This is a genomic window from Gordonia oleivorans, assembly GCF_040044975.1.
GTDB lineage: Bacteria > Actinomycetota > Actinomycetes > Mycobacteriales > Mycobacteriaceae > Gordonia > Gordonia oleivorans.
Map to the genome: position 1 here is coordinate 17,727 of NZ_JBDZDI010000016.1, position 15,307 is coordinate 33,033.

General features: G+C 66.2%; 12 protein-coding genes. 9 read left to right on the top strand and 3 right to left on the bottom strand.

What is annotated here, in order from left to right; genetic code table 11:
• Positions 1-60 precede the first annotated feature (60 nt).
• Complete coding sequence (locus ABLE92_RS19095; RefSeq protein WP_348806357.1) at positions 61-1,470, top strand: purine-cytosine permease family protein; 1,410 nt, start codon at positions 61-63, stop codon at positions 1,468-1,470.
• 96 nt (positions 1,471-1,566) lie between these two features.
• Here the strand turns inward: ABLE92_RS19095 and ABLE92_RS19100 are convergent, their stop codons facing one another.
• On the bottom strand, positions 1,567-3,117 hold the full coding sequence (locus tag ABLE92_RS19100; RefSeq protein WP_348806358.1) for a PucR family transcriptional regulator: 1,551 nt from the start codon (positions 3,115-3,117) through the stop codon (positions 1,567-1,569).
• A gap of 87 nt (positions 3,118-3,204) precedes the next feature.
• On the opposite strand from ABLE92_RS19100, the gene ABLE92_RS19105 reads away from it, so the two are divergent.
• Positions 3,205-3,711: a nucleoside deaminase gene (locus ABLE92_RS19105; protein WP_348806360.1), complete on the top strand. Its 507-nt coding sequence runs from the start codon at positions 3,205-3,207 to the stop codon at positions 3,709-3,711.
• Positions 3,708-4,715, top strand: a complete 1,008-nt coding sequence (locus tag ABLE92_RS19110; protein ID WP_348806361.1) for an isopenicillin N synthase family dioxygenase — start codon at positions 3,708-3,710, stop codon at positions 4,713-4,715. The genes ABLE92_RS19105 and ABLE92_RS19110 overlap by 4 nt, the downstream gene beginning before the upstream one ends.
• A 395-nt stretch (positions 4,716-5,110) precedes the next feature.
• Here ABLE92_RS19110 and ABLE92_RS19115 read toward each other — a convergent pair whose 3' ends face one another.
• The gene (locus tag ABLE92_RS19115) at positions 5,111-6,376 is read right to left on the bottom strand and encodes an HNH endonuclease (protein ID WP_348806362.1); all 1,266 of its coding nucleotides are present in this window, start codon (positions 6,374-6,376) and stop codon (positions 5,111-5,113) included.
• Between the two features lie 596 nt (positions 6,377-6,972).
• On the opposite strand from ABLE92_RS19115, the gene ABLE92_RS19120 reads away from it, so the two are divergent.
• Entirely contained in the window at positions 6,973-7,623 is a 651-nt protein-coding gene (locus ABLE92_RS19120; RefSeq protein WP_348806363.1) for a GAP family protein, read from the top strand.
• Positions 7,624-7,649: 26 nt separating this feature from the next.
• On the opposite strand, the gene ABLE92_RS19125 is transcribed toward ABLE92_RS19120, so the two are convergent.
• Positions 7,650-8,630 (bottom strand): TIGR00341 family protein, encoded by a 981-nt coding sequence (locus ABLE92_RS19125; RefSeq protein WP_449741907.1) that lies wholly within the window; start codon positions 8,628-8,630, stop codon positions 7,650-7,652.
• A 185-nt stretch (positions 8,631-8,815) separates the two neighbouring features.
• On the opposite strand from ABLE92_RS19125, the gene ABLE92_RS19130 reads away from it, so the two are divergent.
• From ABLE92_RS19130 to ABLE92_RS19150, 5 genes are all read left to right on the top strand, one after another.
• On the top strand, positions 8,816-10,456 hold the full coding sequence (locus tag ABLE92_RS19130; protein ID WP_348806365.1) for an MFS transporter: 1,641 nt from the start codon (positions 8,816-8,818) through the stop codon (positions 10,454-10,456).
• Positions 10,457-10,466: 10 nt separating this feature from the next.
• Positions 10,467-11,399 carry an LLM class F420-dependent oxidoreductase gene (locus tag ABLE92_RS19135; protein WP_348806366.1) on the top strand — a complete coding sequence of 311 codons (933 nt, stop codon included), beginning with the start codon at positions 10,467-10,469 and terminating at the stop codon, positions 11,397-11,399.
• A gap of 358 nt (positions 11,400-11,757) precedes the next feature.
• The gene (locus tag ABLE92_RS19140; RefSeq protein WP_348806367.1) at positions 11,758-13,173 is read left to right on the top strand and encodes a M28 family peptidase; all 1,416 of its coding nucleotides are present in this window, start codon (positions 11,758-11,760) and stop codon (positions 13,171-13,173) included.
• A 147-nt stretch (positions 13,174-13,320) separates the two neighbouring features.
• Positions 13,321-14,547: an oxygenase MpaB family protein gene (locus tag ABLE92_RS19145; RefSeq protein WP_348806455.1), complete on the top strand. Its 1,227-nt coding sequence runs from the start codon at positions 13,321-13,323 to the stop codon at positions 14,545-14,547.
• Between the two features lie 366 nt (positions 14,548-14,913).
• Entirely contained in the window at positions 14,914-15,306 is a 393-nt protein-coding gene (locus ABLE92_RS19150; RefSeq protein WP_348806368.1) for an ArsR/SmtB family transcription factor, read from the top strand.
• The last annotated feature ends 1 nt before the right edge of the window (position 15,307 follow it).

Genomic DNA, 15,307 nt, shown 5'->3' on the forward strand with positions numbered 1-15,307 from the left:
GTCCGCCCAGCTGACACTTCGTCGCTTGCCGGTCGGCGGCGGGCACAGCACAGTGTCGCCATGACTGCTTCACCCACCGACACCGTCGACGACACGGCCGCCCTCGGCTACGGCACCAAGGTCCTCGCGGTCGAGCCCGGCGGCAACGAACCGATCCCGCTCGAGGCCCGCCACGGCAAGCCGCGCGGCCTGTTCTGGACGTGGACCGCCCCGAACCTGGAGTTCGCGACGATCTTCGTCGGTGTCATCTCCGTCGCCTACTTCGGGTTGTCGTTCTGGCAGGCGGTCGCGGCCATCGTGATCGGCAATATGCTCAGTGCCGTCGCCCACTTCCTGCTGTCGGCCGAGGGGCCGCTGCACGGGGTGCCGCAGATGGTGTTGGGCCGCTTGAGTTTCGGTCACAACGGCAACATCCTCCCGGCCACCTTCATGGCCGTCATGTGCGGTGTCGGCTGGTTCGCCACCAACAGTGTCAGCGGCGCCTTCGCCCTGTCGACGCTGTTCGGCCTGACCCCGCTGGTCGGACTCATCGTCATCGTGGTGGCGCAGACCGCGTTCGCGTTCTTCGGCCACAACCTGGTGCAGCGTTTCGAACGTCTCGCCGCCCCGGTGCTCGCGGTGATCTTCCTGATCGGTGCGGTCATCATCTTCAGCAAGTCGCACCTGTCGGCACCGGCGGCCGACGGCGGATTCTCGATCGCGGGTTTCTTCCTGACGATGGGCGCCGCATTCGGCTACACCGCCGGCTGGACGCCGTACGCCGCTGACTACACCCGGTACCTGCCGCCGACGGTGTCCAAGGCCCAGACCGGACTGTTCGCGTCGGCGGGTCTGTTCCTGTCGTGCACCGTTCTCATGGTGGTGGGCGCGGCGTCGATGACCATCGGCGCACCCACCTCGGACAACCCGACCGAGGCCTTCACCTCCCACTTCCCCGGCGCCATCGCGAATCTGACGCTCCTGGCCATCGCGGTCGGTGCCGTTGCGGCCAACGCCATCAACGTCTACTCCGGTGCGATGGCCTTCGTGACGATGGGCTTCAAGCTGCCGATGAACGCGCAGCGTGCCCTGGTGTCGGTGTTCTTCGGCATCGTCGGCTTCCTGGTCGCCTGGTGGGCGCTGGCGGATGCGGCCGCATCGTATGAGGCGTTCCTGCTGCTCGTCGCGTACTGGATCGGACCGTGGCTCGGTGTGGTGTTCGCCGACCGTTTCCTGCGGCGTGACCCGCCACCGTTGGCGCTGCTGTACGACCGCAAGTACACGAACTGGGGAGGCGTCGCCGCCTTCGTCATCGCGCTCGTCGTGTCGGTGCTGCTGTTCTGCAACCAGGAACGCTTCGTCGGCTACGTCGTCCGCGCGGTCCCCGAACTCGGCGACATCGGCGCATTCGTCGGATTCGTGATCGCATTCGTGGGGTATGTGATCCTGGCCCGGTCTCGCGTCGAGGCCTCGCAGCGGCAGTACACCTGACCGCGGCATCCGAGCCCGGGGCCTCCTCGATGACCGGCATGCTGCTCGAGGAGGCCCCGTTCCATTTTGGTGGGCTTCACGGTGGGCCCGGCCACCTCAGGGCCGGATGCTCTCGGCTTGAAACGTACTGATGGCCAACAACATCGATCCGCAGATCGCCGGTGCGGTCGGGTCGAAGCCGAGAAGCCCACGAATGCGGTCCAGCCGTTGATACAGACTCTGCCTGCCGATGTGCAGTGCCTCCGCGGAGCGGGTGGCGCTGCATCCGTGCCGCAGGTGGACATCGAGTGTGGTCACCAGTTGCGTCGACGTCGCCGCGTCGTGGCTGGTCAGTGGTGCGATGAGACCGAGAAGCTCGTTACGCAGGGGGGTCGGCACCGACCGGGCCGTTGCCTCGACGAGAAGTTCACGACCTGCCACCACCCCGTGGATTCGCCGCAGATCGCCTGTCATGTCCAGTCTCTCCGAACAGGTACGCAGTGCGTCAGAAAGCGTCGACGCGAGCGCGGAACCGGGTCCGGTGCCGTGGACGGGATACCCGTCACCGACCACCGCCTCGATCCGGGCGACCTGGGAGCCGCCCTCCACAAGCGCCTCGCGCACCTGCGTGACGGGATCGGCGGTGTGGGCCGATGCGGCGACGAGTGCGTAGGTCGTGGCGTCCACGGTGGCGTGAATCAGTCCACTCAACCGCGACGCTGCTCGTGTGAGAGTCGCATCGGCCATCCGTGAATCAGGGGAGTGTGCCGCCACCGGCACCAGGACCGTTGTATCCGACACCGCCAACCCGGAACCATGTAGGCGTGCAAGGAGATCCGCGCGCCGCAGCGGATGGCGTCCGACGAGGTCGGTGATCAATCGCGCGCCCAGCGATGATCTGTTGGCGCCGGATCGGGTGAGAATCGCAGCCAATGGTCCGGCGCCGGTGCGGAGCATCAGGTCGATGCGCGCCGCGGACGATGCGGCCGGGGCGGTGCCCGCGTACAGGCGACCGATCTCGCGGCCGCGCACCAGGATCGGCGTCGAGGCGACCGCCGTGTCGACGGCCCGCCAGGCCGCGCGATCATCGTCGACGCCATGAGTGGAGATGAGCGCTCCGCCGGAGCCCACCAGCACGATCGGGCAGCGCGCTGCGGCGGCGATGTGATCGATCATCGCGGCGGTGGCGCCGGGGGCGGTGAGGTCGTCGTGCAGCAGTGCGTCGAGTTCGCTGCGTAGCCGCAGGTCGGTCACCTCGTCGGACACGATCGCGGTGTTGGCGGTCCGGCAGACCTCGATGAAAGGCACCACGTGGCGCAGTTCCACGATGGGCAGGTGCGCGGCCGACCCTTCCCGGATCATCTCCTCGGGGATCGCGTCGAAGGTGCGGCCGATCTCGAACGCGAGGCCCGCGACCCCGCGGTCGGCGAGGTCGCGGACATAGTGTCGACGTGTGCCGGCGTCGAGCCCGGCGAGGCCCAGGCCGGTGGTCAGCAGGAGTTCACCACCGGCCAGCAGGGGCCCGATCTCGAAGATCTCGCTCGAGTGCACCCAGGTGACCGCTGTGTCGAGGCGATCGTGCGCCGTGAGAACCCTGGGGTCCGCGCGGTCGAGATGCCGGTCGATGACCTGACGCAGGGTCGGCGGTGTGATGGATGTTGCGGGCATGGGAGGACGATATGCACTCCTGCGGGTGTTCGCGACCGGACGAATTGTCGGTTGAGGTCGGTGGCCGTCGACGGCAGTCTCGAGGGCATGTCCACCTCCGCCCCGACCGTCGCCGCGGGACTCGATCCGGCGACTCTCCTCGACGTGGCCTTTCGGCAGGCACGAGCCGGCCTCGCGGAGGGTGGTATCCCGATCGGGGCCGCCCTGTTCTCCGCCGACGGCACCCTGCTCGGTGAGGGGCGCAACCGGCGCGTCCAGCACGATGATCCGTCGGTGCACGGCGAGACCGACGCCTTCCGGGCGGCCGGACGTCAGCGCGACTATTCGTCGACGATCATGGTCACCACGCTCGCGCCGTGTTGGTATTGCAGCGGACTGATCCGGCAGTTCGGCATCGGGACAGTGGTGATCGGCGAGAACCGGACCTTCGCCGGTGGCGAGGCGTGGCTGGCCGAACTCGGCGTGAACGTCGTTCTCGTCGACGACGATCGGTGCGTGTCGATGATGACCGACTTCGTCGCCGCGAATCCGGCGCTATGGAACGAGGACATCGGAGTGGCCGATGACCGGGACGACGACGGAGACGAACGATGACCGCCGCACCGGATACCTCCTCGTCGATCACGCCTGTGGACAGTCCGATCCTGACGGTGGATCTGTCGATGTGGCGATCCGGTGGGGCGGCTGCGCAGCAGGTCTGTGCCGCCGTCGACGAGTCGTTGCAGAAGGCCGGGTTCCTGTTGGTGACCGGGCACGGTGTCGACCCGGCGCTACCACGCGAATTGCGGAGCGCCGCACGCGAGTTCTTCGCGTTGCCGGCAGATATCAAGCAGCAGTACGCGGTTGGTGTCGGCGGCCGGGGCTGGATCGGTCCGGGACTCGAGGCGAACGGCTACTCGGAGGGTACCGAGACGCCGCCGGATCTGAAGGAGACCTACAACTCGGGAGCGCAGACGCGGGTCGGGATTCCGGAGATCGATGACTACTGGTTCGCCCCGGATGTGTGGCCGAAGGAAGCTCCTCGACTGCGAGAACTGTTCACCGCGTGGACAACCCAGATGAAGGCGCTGTCGGATGACCTGCTGGCCTTGATGGCCTCTGCGCTGGGGATGGACGGTGACGAGAATCCGTTCGCGGGTCTGGCGGCCAATGCCACGTGGACGTCGAACATCAATCACTATCCGCCGATGACGGATGTGGGTGAACCCGAACCGGGACAGTTCCGCATCGGACCCCACACCGATTTCGGTACGGTCACCGTCTTGGATCGGGAGCCGGGTGCCGGTGGTCTGCAGGTGTTCAGCGACGAGAGTGGTTGGGCCGACGCACCTTACAACCCCGATGCGCTGACCATCAACATCGGTGATCTGCTCGAGTACTGGTCGGGCGGCCGTTGGCCGGCCGGTCGGCACCGCGTACTGCCGCCACAGCCCGACGCACCCGAAGAAGATCTCGTGTCGCTGATCTTCTTCTACGAACTCGACCACGACGCCGTCGTCACCCCGCTCGGAGAACCGATCGGCCACGACTCGGGCCGTCCACCGGTGGTTGCCGGCGAGTTCATCAAGGAGCGGTTGGACGCCATCACCCTCGGCTGAGCGGATCACCCGCCGACGTGTCGTGTGCTGCGCACCATTCCGGCAGGAAGGCCGTCGAGCAGGTGGCACGTCGTTGCGGGCGTTCACATTTCACTGTGGAGTTGTCAAGGTACCCTCCCGCTGGTCGAGTAGCCCGAGGAACGAGGGCTATCGAGACCACGTGAGGCGAGGCTGGTGCACAACCTCTCGATTCAGGAACTGTTGTTGTGTTGTCGTCGAGCCCCTATCCCGCCGGACGAGCGCTTACCCCGCGGGCCGAGGCCACCTTCGTAACCCGAGCCTGGAACGCTTTCCCCGCTGGCCGAGTGCCGACGAGCTTGCGAGTCGGTGTATCCGCCGGGCCGAGCTTGTCGAGGTCGAGGCCACTTACGTAACCCGAGGCTGGCACGCAATTGTCATGCCGCACCCGGCAATCCATCCAATGTCATGGTCCGGCGGTGATAGGACCGCAACCACCTGCGTTGTGGGTCAACACTTTCCGGTGGGATCAACCAGGGGTGGTGATCGGCTCCCATGACGACGTCCCATCCGTTATGGTGGACGTCGTCATGACAGGCCGAACAGAGCAAAGCGCCGTTCTCCAAACAGGTTTCGCCGCCGTCGATCCAGTGGACGATGTGGTGCGCTCGGCAGCGTGACGCGGGTGCACCGCACTTGATGCACCCCTTATCCCGGTGTGTTAGGGCGCGTCTTTGGGCCCGGTTGAACAAGCGGATGGTGCGTCCGAGTGATAGTGGTACTTCGTCTTTGCTGACGATCATGACGCCGACGGTGGCGTCGCAGCGCAGTTTGCGGGCGGTGGCTTCGGTGACCGATCCCATGAATTGCAGGGATGCCAGTGTTGGTGTGCCGGTGGGGATGGTGAGGTTGACCAGTTCGGTGGGCATCCGTGGTCCGTCGTCGTCGCAGTACTGTCCGGTGGCGACACGGGCGGCGGTGTCGAGGATGATCTCCAGGGCGTCGGCACGCATTTGTCCTGCGGTGCGTGGATCGCGGGACCCGTCGGGCTGGGGTCGTGGCGCCGACAGCACTTCGATCGCCGTCCGAAGCTTCTCACCGAGCACGGCGTGCAGATCGCCGGTGACAGTGAGGCGTCCATCGTCGGAATCGCGAAGGTCCAGCGTGTTGATACTGCGATCCTCGCCCGCCGGCAGACCGTCGGTGTCGTCGGCCTGCTGATTCCCGCGGCTCTTGGCATAGTCACGGATCTCGGCCGGAGTGAACCCGGCGGTGGCGTGCCCCAACAAGGCAATGATGTGAGCGTCGCGTTCCTCGGCGGTGACAGGCTCACCGGAACGCTTCTCGATGTGTGACAGTCCTCGGACGATGGCGTCGGCGTGTTCGGCGGACAGTGTGCCCAGCGAGGTGTGGCGGTGCACGCGGTCGATGTCGGGAGTGGTGCCCAGTCGGATCATGCGGGACGCGGAAGCCGGCGCGACACCCCATTCGTGTAGGAGCTCTTGAAGTTTGCGGCCTTCGTTCTCTGCGACCTTCAGGTGATCGCAGAGTCCGACAAGCACACTGGCGTGGTGATCGACCAGATTGCGGATCAGCAGGATGGCGTGCAGTGCACTCTTTGCGTCCTCGTGGGTGAGGCTGCCGGTGGTGAAGTCGAGTTCCGACAACAAGTCGATGGTGATGTCAAGTTCCCCCGATGTCATGTACACCACAGTACGCCTCGTTGGCGGTCGGCGCAAGGGTTAGTTTTCTGAATCCTGTTGCTGTGCATAACGTTTGGTCTGTGGATGACTTGTTGTCGGCGCGATTTTCTTGTCGGTGGGGTGTGGTATGGCGCGGCACGTTCGCGGGAGGTGTTGTGGTGGTGGCGGTTCCAGCGTCATGTCACCTGGTCTCGACACGGACTCCGTTTCGACGGAGCTCAACGCGGCGGCTAGCGCTCCGTCCGGCTCGACCGGCGGGAGGAGGTCGGCTCGACCGGCGGGATGGGGCTGCCTTAGCCGTAATCTGAGTGCTGTCAACGGAATACAGGGCGCTGCCAGTGAGGCGGAGAGCGCTGTCAACGGAATGCAGAGCGCCGTCGGTGAGGACGAGAGCGCTGTCAGTGAGTAGGCGAGCGCTGTCAATGGGGTCCAAGGCGCTGTCAGGACGCCGTGATGTCGCGGCGCACCTGTGTCGTCGGGTCAGACGATGCTCGGTGGCTCACACTTGCCAGTTGTTCAGGCCTTCATGATTTCGGTGTTGCCGAAAGCCGCCATATGATTGACCCTGTCCCGAGAGCGACCGAGGAGTGGTGTGCATGGGCGAGGTGATCGGCAGTGTCCTGCCGTTGGCAGTGGCGGTCGCTGTGTCGCCGGTGCCGATCATCGGGGTGATCCTCATGCTGCTCGGTCGGCACGCGCGCACCACGAGTGTCGGGTTTGCCTTCGGCTGGGTGGTGGGCATCGTTGCGGCGACGAGCGTGTTCGTCGTCGTCGGGGAGGTCGCCCGCGCCGGCGCCACCGCCATTGCGTGGATCCAGGTGGTCCTCGGTGTCGCACTGTTCGGCGAGGGTGTGCGTCAGTGGTTGCGCCGCAGGACATCCGAAGGGATTCCGGCGTGGCTGTCGGCCGTGGACGGAATGCGACCGCCGTCGGCGGCCGCACTGGGATTGGGCCTCGCAGCGGTGAATCCGAAGAATCTGCTGTTGTGCATTGCCGCCGGTGTTCTCGTAGGTGGGGCGGAAGTGCCGGCCGGGTCCACCGCTGCGGCGATTGCGATCTTCGCCGCGATCGCATCCTCGTCGGTGGTGATCCCGGTGATCGCGTATCAGATCTTCACCGAATCCATCAGCGGCCTCCTGCGCCACGTCGAGAAGTGGCTGGAGAACAACGCCGCAGCGGTCCTGGCGACGCTGATCCTGATCATCGGCGTGGTTCTGATCGGCAATGGCATCGCCGAACTCGCCTGAGGCGAAGGCTGACTCGGCGATCCGGCTCAGCCGGATTCCCGGCTCCCGGTGGTATGGACGACGACGACCTCCGGGCTCCACGGGACCAGGTCCTCGACGGTGGACTTCAACGATCCGATGGGTGGGAGATCTTGCGGGGCAAGCACATTGATGGTGACGGTATGTCCGCTCCAACCGACGCTGGTCACATCCGCCGACGTGACACCACCGGCGTCCAACCAGTCCTCGGTGGCCGTCGCCACCTGCTTGGCCCACAGCGACGTCAGCGAGTTGACCACCATCGGTACCGCGACGACCACGAAGGCGACCAGCAGCACGATGTAGGCGCGGGCACGTCGATGTACCGCGCCCGCAGCAACGGCCGCTTCCCGTCCGACTCCGGCGAGGGTGAACACCAGCACGCTGGTGATCACCATCGCCACCACGTTGGAGGCGAACAGGATGAACGCGCCCAGCGCCAATGACGGCGCACCGGACCCGAGGCAGACGCCGACCACGCCGAGTGGCGGCACCAGGCTGATCGCGATCGCCACCCCGGGCAGCACGTCGCCGACGTCGCGCCGGGTGATGGCCACGGCACCGACGAGCCCGGTGGCCAGGGCGGCCAGGAGATCGGCCAGCGTCGGTGATGTCCGCCCGGTGACCTGCGAGTTGGTCAACACGTTGATGGGATTGGGCAACAGTTGGGCGAACACCGCGCCGAGGATGACCACCAGGACGACGCCGGCGAGGACATATCCCACACTCGACAGGACCAGCCGCCCACGGGCGGTGACGATGCCCAGACCGATCCCGAGGATCGGCGTCGACAACGGTGCGACGATCATCGCTCCGATCACGGTCGCGGTGCTGTCGCCGATCACGCCGGACACAGCGATGATTCCCGAGAGCGTCAACATGATCCAGAACGCCGACTGTTTGGCCGGGCGGTCGCCGGAAGTCAGGTCGAGACGGTCGACGAGTTCATCGACGGTTCGACGTTGCTGGGTGGGGATGAGCTTGTCGATCACGGTGTCGAGCCCCTGTTCGTCACTGCGGCGATCCGACGTGGATCACCGCACTCGCCTGCTCAACATAGCCCGCAGTGCCGGGGCTTGCGGTCGCATCGGCAGAGGCTGCGGCCACGCGATCGGCCGGTGATCATTCGTTGCGTATGACGCCGACCGAACCCGTCGGCGATAGAGTGTGACCGGTGAAACGCTGGCTGGTGCTGATCATCCTGTGCGCTGCGCAGTTCATCATGGTGCTCGACACCACGGTGATGAACGTGTCGGTGGCCGCCGTCGTCGAGGACCTCGACACCACCATCACCCAGGTGCAACTCGCCATCACGCTGTACACGCTGGTGATGGGATCGTTCATGCTGTTCGGCGGGCGCCTCGGTGACATCTTCGGACGCAAGAGGATCTTCGGGATCGGGCTGTTGGTCTATGGCGCCGGATCGCTGATCACCGCATTCAGTCCCTCGATCGGCTGGTTGCTGTTCGGCTGGTCGTTCGTCGAGGGTGCCGGCGCGGTGCTGGTGATGCCGGCGATCATCTCGCTGACCGCCACCAACTACACCGGCAAGGACCGTGCCACCGCCTACGGTGCGCTCGGTGGGATCGCGGCCGCCGGTGCCGCGGCCGGCCCGCTGATCGGTGGGTGGGTGACCGAGGCCCTGACGTGGCGAGTCGTCTTCGCCGCCGAAACCGTGGTGTGTCTCGCCGTCGTCGCCTGCCTGAAGCTCATCGCCGATTCCAAGGTCTCCACGTCACGCCAGATCGATTGGGGCGGAACGATTCTGTCGTCCTTGGGCCTCGGTCTGGTGGTGCTCGGTTTGCTCAAGGCGGGAACCTGGGGACTGATCCGGCCGTCGGGGGCGCTGACGATCGCCGGCACCGAGATCACGCCGTTCGGATTCTCGGTGGTGCCGTTCATGATCGGCGCGGGAATCGTGGTACTCGTCGGATTCCTCTGGTGGGAGAACCGGGTGGTGGCCTTGGGTAAGACGCCGCTGATGCATCCGGAGCTGTTGCGCGGCCTGCAGTTGCGCAACGGACTGGTGATGCTGATCGCCCAGCAGACGGTGATCGGCGGCGTGTTCTTCGTCATCCCCATCTACCTGCAGTACGTCCTGCTGAAGAACGCCTTCGAGACCGGAATCAAACTGGCACCGATGTCGATCGCGATGCTGATCGCCGCCTTCACCGGACCGGTGTTGGCGCGCAGGATGTCTCCGCGGCTGATCGTGTCGTCCGGTCTGATACTGGTGATCGTCGGCGCCTTGATCCTCGTCTCCACCGTCGACCCGGAGTTGCGGGACGCGATGTTCGGAGTCGGAATGGCGGTCTTCGGAGCGGGATTCGGTCTCGTCGCCTCGCAACTGGGCAACGTCATCATGTCGTCGGTGGGAGATCGGGACCGCGGTGAGGCCGGTGGCCTACAGGGCACCGCACAGAACATCGGCATGTCGATCGGTGTTGCGATGATCGGCGCGATCCTCATCGGAGCCCTGTCCGCGGGATTCAACGACGCGGCGCAAACCGACCCGGACATCTCGGCGCAGACCAAGGCGGTGATCGCCGAGGCCACCGAGGACGGCGTCGAGATCGTGGCCCGCGATCAGCTCGATGAGATCGCCGTCGCCAACGGCATTCCGGCGGGCGAGGTGTCGTCGTTGGCCCAGGCCTACGTCGACGCGCAGATCATGGCGATCAAGGCGTCGCTGTTGCTGGCGATCGCCTTCGCGATCCTGGGTCTGCTGATCGCCCAGCGATTGCCGCGCATCCCCGGTGTCGAATTGGGAGCCACCGACGACGCGACGACGGAGGCGCCTCCCCGGTCCGCGTAGGTTGGATGGGGTGGACTTCCGAATCTTCACCGAACCGCAGCAGGGCGCCTCCTACGATCAGCTTCTCGCCGTCGCGAAGGCAACCGAGGATCTCGGCTTCGACGCTTTCTTCCGCTCCGATCACTATCTCGCGATGGGCGACGGTGACGGACTGCCGGGCCCGACCGACGCGTGGACGACGCTGGCCGGACTCGCCCGTGAGACCTCCCGCATCCGTCTGGGCACCCTGGTCACCTCGGCCACCTTCCGATATCCCGGACCACTGGCGATCTCGGTCGCCCAGGTCGATCAGATGAGCGGTGGCCGTGTGGAATTGGGTCTCGGAGCCGGATGGTTCGAGCAGGAGCACCTGGCGTACGGGATTCCGTTCCCGTCGCTGGGGGAACGCTTCGAACGGCTGTCGGAATCGCTGGAGATCATCACCGGACTCTGGCAGACCCCCGTGGGTGATCGATTCGACCACGACGGCACGCACTTCACGGTGAAAGATTCACCGGCGCTGCCCAAACCGGTGCAGTCACCGCGCCCGCCGATCATCGTCGGCGGGATGGGCCCCAAGCGCACCCCGGCACTGGCCGCACGGTTCGCCGACGAGTTCAACATCCCCTTCCAGCCGCTCGACGCGGTGTCCGCGCAGTACGAACGGGTTCGGGCGGCGTGTGTCGACGCCGGCCGCGACCCTTCGGCGATGACCTTCTCGGTGGCACTGGTCTTGTGTTGCGGCGCAAACGAGGACGAGATCGCCCGACGCGCGAACGCGATCGGTCGTGACGTCGACGAACTGCGCGCCAACGGTGCGGCCGGCACCCCGGCGGAGGTGGTGGAGACCATCGAGCGGTACCGTGCCGTCGGTGCGAGCCGCGTCTACCTGCAGGTGCTCGACCTCGCCGATCTCGATCATCTGGAGCTTGTTGCGAAAGAGGTTGTGCCGCAGATCAGTTGAGGGATGTGTTGCAGCGGTCGTCTCGCGGGAACTCGGGCGCCGGTGCGCCGATGGCGGCCATGTCGACTGCCTCCGTGACCACAAACGTCCCCGTCACACACTCTCGCTGCGCATTTCCGGTGAGAACGCCTGACAGGGACGTTTGTGGGCATCGCGGCCGGCGCCCAGGAGTCCGGTGATTCGGTACGCCGGGCACACGTACGAATCCCCCGATCGTCATCGATGAGCCAACCCCACGACATGGAGACCGTGGTGCGGTAGCGTGCTCAAACGCCGACAAGTGTCGTGAAACCGGCAGAACCCCGGACGGAGTTCTCCCGGTGTCGGATGTCCTGATGGCTGCAGACGGGGAGCTACCGTGAGCGCACGACGATTCTTACGCCGATCACTGGTCACCGCATGCGTGGCGACGTCGGTCGCGGTCGCGACGACGATCACCGGCAGTGCGCTGGCGTCGGCGGCGGATCCGATCGCCGATCGCTACGGGAATCTCGTCGCGGGCGGCGTCACGGCCACCAACGTGTCGGCTCATCTGCGTGCGCTCCAGGCGATCGCGGCACGCAACGGGGGCAATCGTTCGCTCGGCACCACCGGCTACCTGCAGAGCCTCGACTATGTGGAAGGCAAACTGCGCGCGGCCGGTTACATGCCGACGCGTCAGGAATTCACCGCCACCCAGTTCGAGGAGCGCAGCCATTCGCTGAGCGCCGGCGGCGCGGCAATCGAATCGGAGGTGCTCGCCTACTCCGGTGCCACACCGTCGGTGACCGCACCGGTCACCGAGGTGCCGGCATCGGATGCCACGCCGGGATGCGAGGCGTCCGACTTCGGTGCGGCGACCCGCGGTTCCATCGTCGTCGTCGAACGTGGTGTGTGCGCGTTCGGCGACAAGGCCGGCAACGCCAAGAAAGCCGGCGCCAAGGCCCTCGTCATCGTCAACAATGAGGACGGCTCGATTCAGGGCACACTCGGCGAGGATGCCGGCGACCCGATCCCGGTCCTCGGTGTCGCGCGTGCGCAGGGTTCGCAGGTCCGCCAGGCCGGATCGCTGACCCTCGCCGTCGACGCCTCGACCACACGGGTGAAGTCGTGGAACCTGATGGCCGAAACCCATTTCGGCTCATCGGATTCGGTGGTGATGCTGGGTGCGCACCTCGACAGCGTCCCAGAGGGGCCGGGGATCAACGACAACGGTTCGGGATCGGCGAGTGTGCTGCAGACCGCGATCACCATGACCGCGGTGGCGCCGGTGCGGAACAAGGTACGTTTCGCCTTCTGGGGAGCCGAGGAGGAAGGTCTCATCGGATCGACCCACTACGTCACGTCGCTGCCGGCGAGTCAGCAGGCAAAGATCAAGCGCTACCTGAACTTCGACATGCTCGGTTCGCACAACGGTGGGTACTTCGTCTACGACGGGGACGGGTCGTCGAAGCTGCCGGACTCGTATGCGGGTCCGGCCGGTTCCGGGACGATCGAGGCGGTGTTCACCCGATTCCTCACCGGTCGGGGAGTGCAGCCCGAGGTGTCGGGATTCGACGGCCGCTCCGACTACGACGCCTTCGCGCAGGCGGGGATCGCCTCCGGGGGAATCGATTCCGGTGCCGACAAGGTGAAAACCCCTGCACAGGCGGCAAAATGGGGTGGCACCGCCGGTGAGATCTTCGACCAGAACTACCACACGGCGCAGGACACCTACGCCAACGTCAACCAGAAGGTCCTCGGAAACATGGCGCCGGCCGTGGCCTATGCGGCGGGGTACTTCGCGATCAGTTGATCGTCGAAGATCGCGCACCGGCCTTGCTCGAGACGGTGAGTGGGTTACCCTCGCTGGGTGAGACGAAATTGCGAATTGATCTCAACGGGTGGTGGAAGTGCCACGCTCGACCCGTCGTCGGAGAGCCCGGCCGACGAGGCGGCGGCCCTGCCCACCGCCTACCGCTGGCCGTTGGGTGACTCGGGGCACGCACGTCTGCGCAACCGTGTGCTGAAGCTGACCGGGGTCGACCTGCTCCCCGATGACCGGATCGCGCGGCGCTACGGCGAACTGCTCAGCGCCGGCGATCCGACCGCGGAGCGGTTCGTCGCCGAGACCTACCGCGGTGATCTCGGTCCGCAGGCGAGTCGTGAACTCCTCGATCGGGCCCTCGACCAGGGCATTGACGCCATCGACGACGCACCGCAGTCGATGCGGGACCTGTTCGCGGAGTTCGACACGCTTCCCGAGTGGGCCGATCCCGCTACGATCGAGGCGGGCGCCGCGGTGTGGCGACGCTGGGCGTACGCGCTGGGCGGGGTCGGCAACGCCGGCACCATGGACACCTACACCGAGGGCTCGCTGGCGGTACCCCTGTCGCTGGCCGGCGGGTATGCGGGTGAACGAGCGTTGCATCGCTATCTCGAGACGAGCCGGTGGTGGATCGAGGTGTCGAGGCCGGGGGCGATCCTGCGTCCCGGAAGCCTCGGGCGCGCGACGACGATGCGGGTGCGCGTCATGCACGTGTCGGTGCGTGCCGGCGTGCGGCGTCACCACGAGTGGGATGACGAGAAGTGGGGTCTGCCGATCAGCCAGAGCGAGATGCTGCTGACGCTTCTCGGCGGCAGCGTCGGACCGGCGATGGGGCTCTACGGCCTGGGGTACATCACCTCCAAGGCCGAACTCGAGGCGTCGCTGATGTTCAACCGCTACCTCGGTTACCTGCTCGGCGTCCGCGTCGACGACATCTACCCGCAGACCATCTCCGACGGCCTGCGCCTGCTGTACCTGTTCGACGCCACCCGTTCCTACGACTCCGGTTCTGCCGGAGCCGAACTCGTCGAGTCGTTCGTGCCCGGATTCGAGCCGCGGCCCGACATGAGCCGCCGCGACCGCCTGCGCGCCTGGTATCACCTGCAGGCCCAGTCGGGATACGCCCGGCTGTTCATGCTCCCGCAGAATCGTCGTCGCTTCGATCTGCCGGGCGGCTGGATCGGCGTCGCGATCCTGCTCGCGCAGGTGCCGCCGCGCCTCGTCGGCGAGGTGCTGCGGCGGCTGATCCCGGGCGTCGACGAGCGTCTGCAGACGTGGTCGGTGGCCAACTGGGAGCGCTGGCATTCCTGGCAGTCGGACCGTCCGGCGGAGTTCGCGGCACCGTCGGAATTGCGTCGCTGACCCGCCGAAGGCAATCGCCTTCCTTTGTCGCCGGTCGAGCCTTTTATCGCCGGTCGAGCCCGACGCGACCCATCCAACCGCGGGTCGAGCCCTTCATCGCCGGTCGAGCCCGACGCGACCCGGTGCCCGACGCGACCCATCCAACCGCGGGCCGAGCCCTTCATCGCCGGTCGAGCCGGTGCGAGCCCCCCAGGGCGAGCGCCGAGTCGAGACCTCCGCAGGGTGCGCTGGGACAGGACCCACAGCGCCATCAACGCACACCAGAGCGCTGTCAACGCAGGCCAGAGCGCCGTCAACGCACACCAAAGCGCTGTCAACGATGCGAGGGTGGCGCACACAACCCCATCGGGGTTACATTATCTGCGTATGAATGCAGATAGTGATTTACCGGACGCTGTACTCCCCGATGATCAGGTCGCCCTGGTCGTCGAGGTGTTCCGCATGCTCGCCGATTCCACCCGCGTTCAGGTTCTGTGGACGCTGTGCCGTGGCGAGCGGTCGGTGAATCAGCTGGCCGAGATCGTGGGCAAACCGGCGCCGTCGGTGAGTCAACATCTCGCGAAGCTCCGGATGGCACGCCTGGTGCGCACCCGGCGCGAAGGGACGCAGGTCATCTACTCCCTGGAGAACGATCACGTTCGCCAACTGGTGGCCGACGCGGTGTTCAACGCCGAACACGCCGGTCCGGGGATACCCCGCCATCATCTGCACGAAGACGTGAGCCGAATTCCGGAACACGAACACAGACAGGAGAAGTGAC

What these genes read in the sequence shown, in the direction of transcription:
- ABLE92_RS19095 (WP_348806357.1), top strand. Translation starts at nt 61, where the DNA reads ATGACTGCTTCACCCACCGACACCGTCGACGACACGGCCGCCCTCGGC.
- ABLE92_RS19100 (WP_348806358.1), bottom strand. Translation starts at nt 3,117, where the DNA reads ATGCCCGCAACATCCATCACACCGCCGACCCTGCGTCAGGTCATCGAC.
- ABLE92_RS19105 (WP_348806360.1), top strand. Translation starts at nt 3,205, where the DNA reads ATGTCCACCTCCGCCCCGACCGTCGCCGCGGGACTCGATCCGGCGACT.
- ABLE92_RS19110 (WP_348806361.1), top strand. Translation starts at nt 3,708, where the DNA reads ATGACCGCCGCACCGGATACCTCCTCGTCGATCACGCCTGTGGACAGT.
- ABLE92_RS19115 (WP_348806362.1), bottom strand. Translation starts at nt 6,376, where the DNA reads ATGACATCGGGGGAACTTGACATCACCATCGACTTGTTGTCGGAACTC.
- ABLE92_RS19120 (WP_348806363.1), top strand. Translation starts at nt 6,973, where the DNA reads ATGGGCGAGGTGATCGGCAGTGTCCTGCCGTTGGCAGTGGCGGTCGCT.
- ABLE92_RS19150 (WP_348806368.1), top strand. Translation starts at nt 14,914, where the DNA reads ATGAATGCAGATAGTGATTTACCGGACGCTGTACTCCCCGATGATCAG.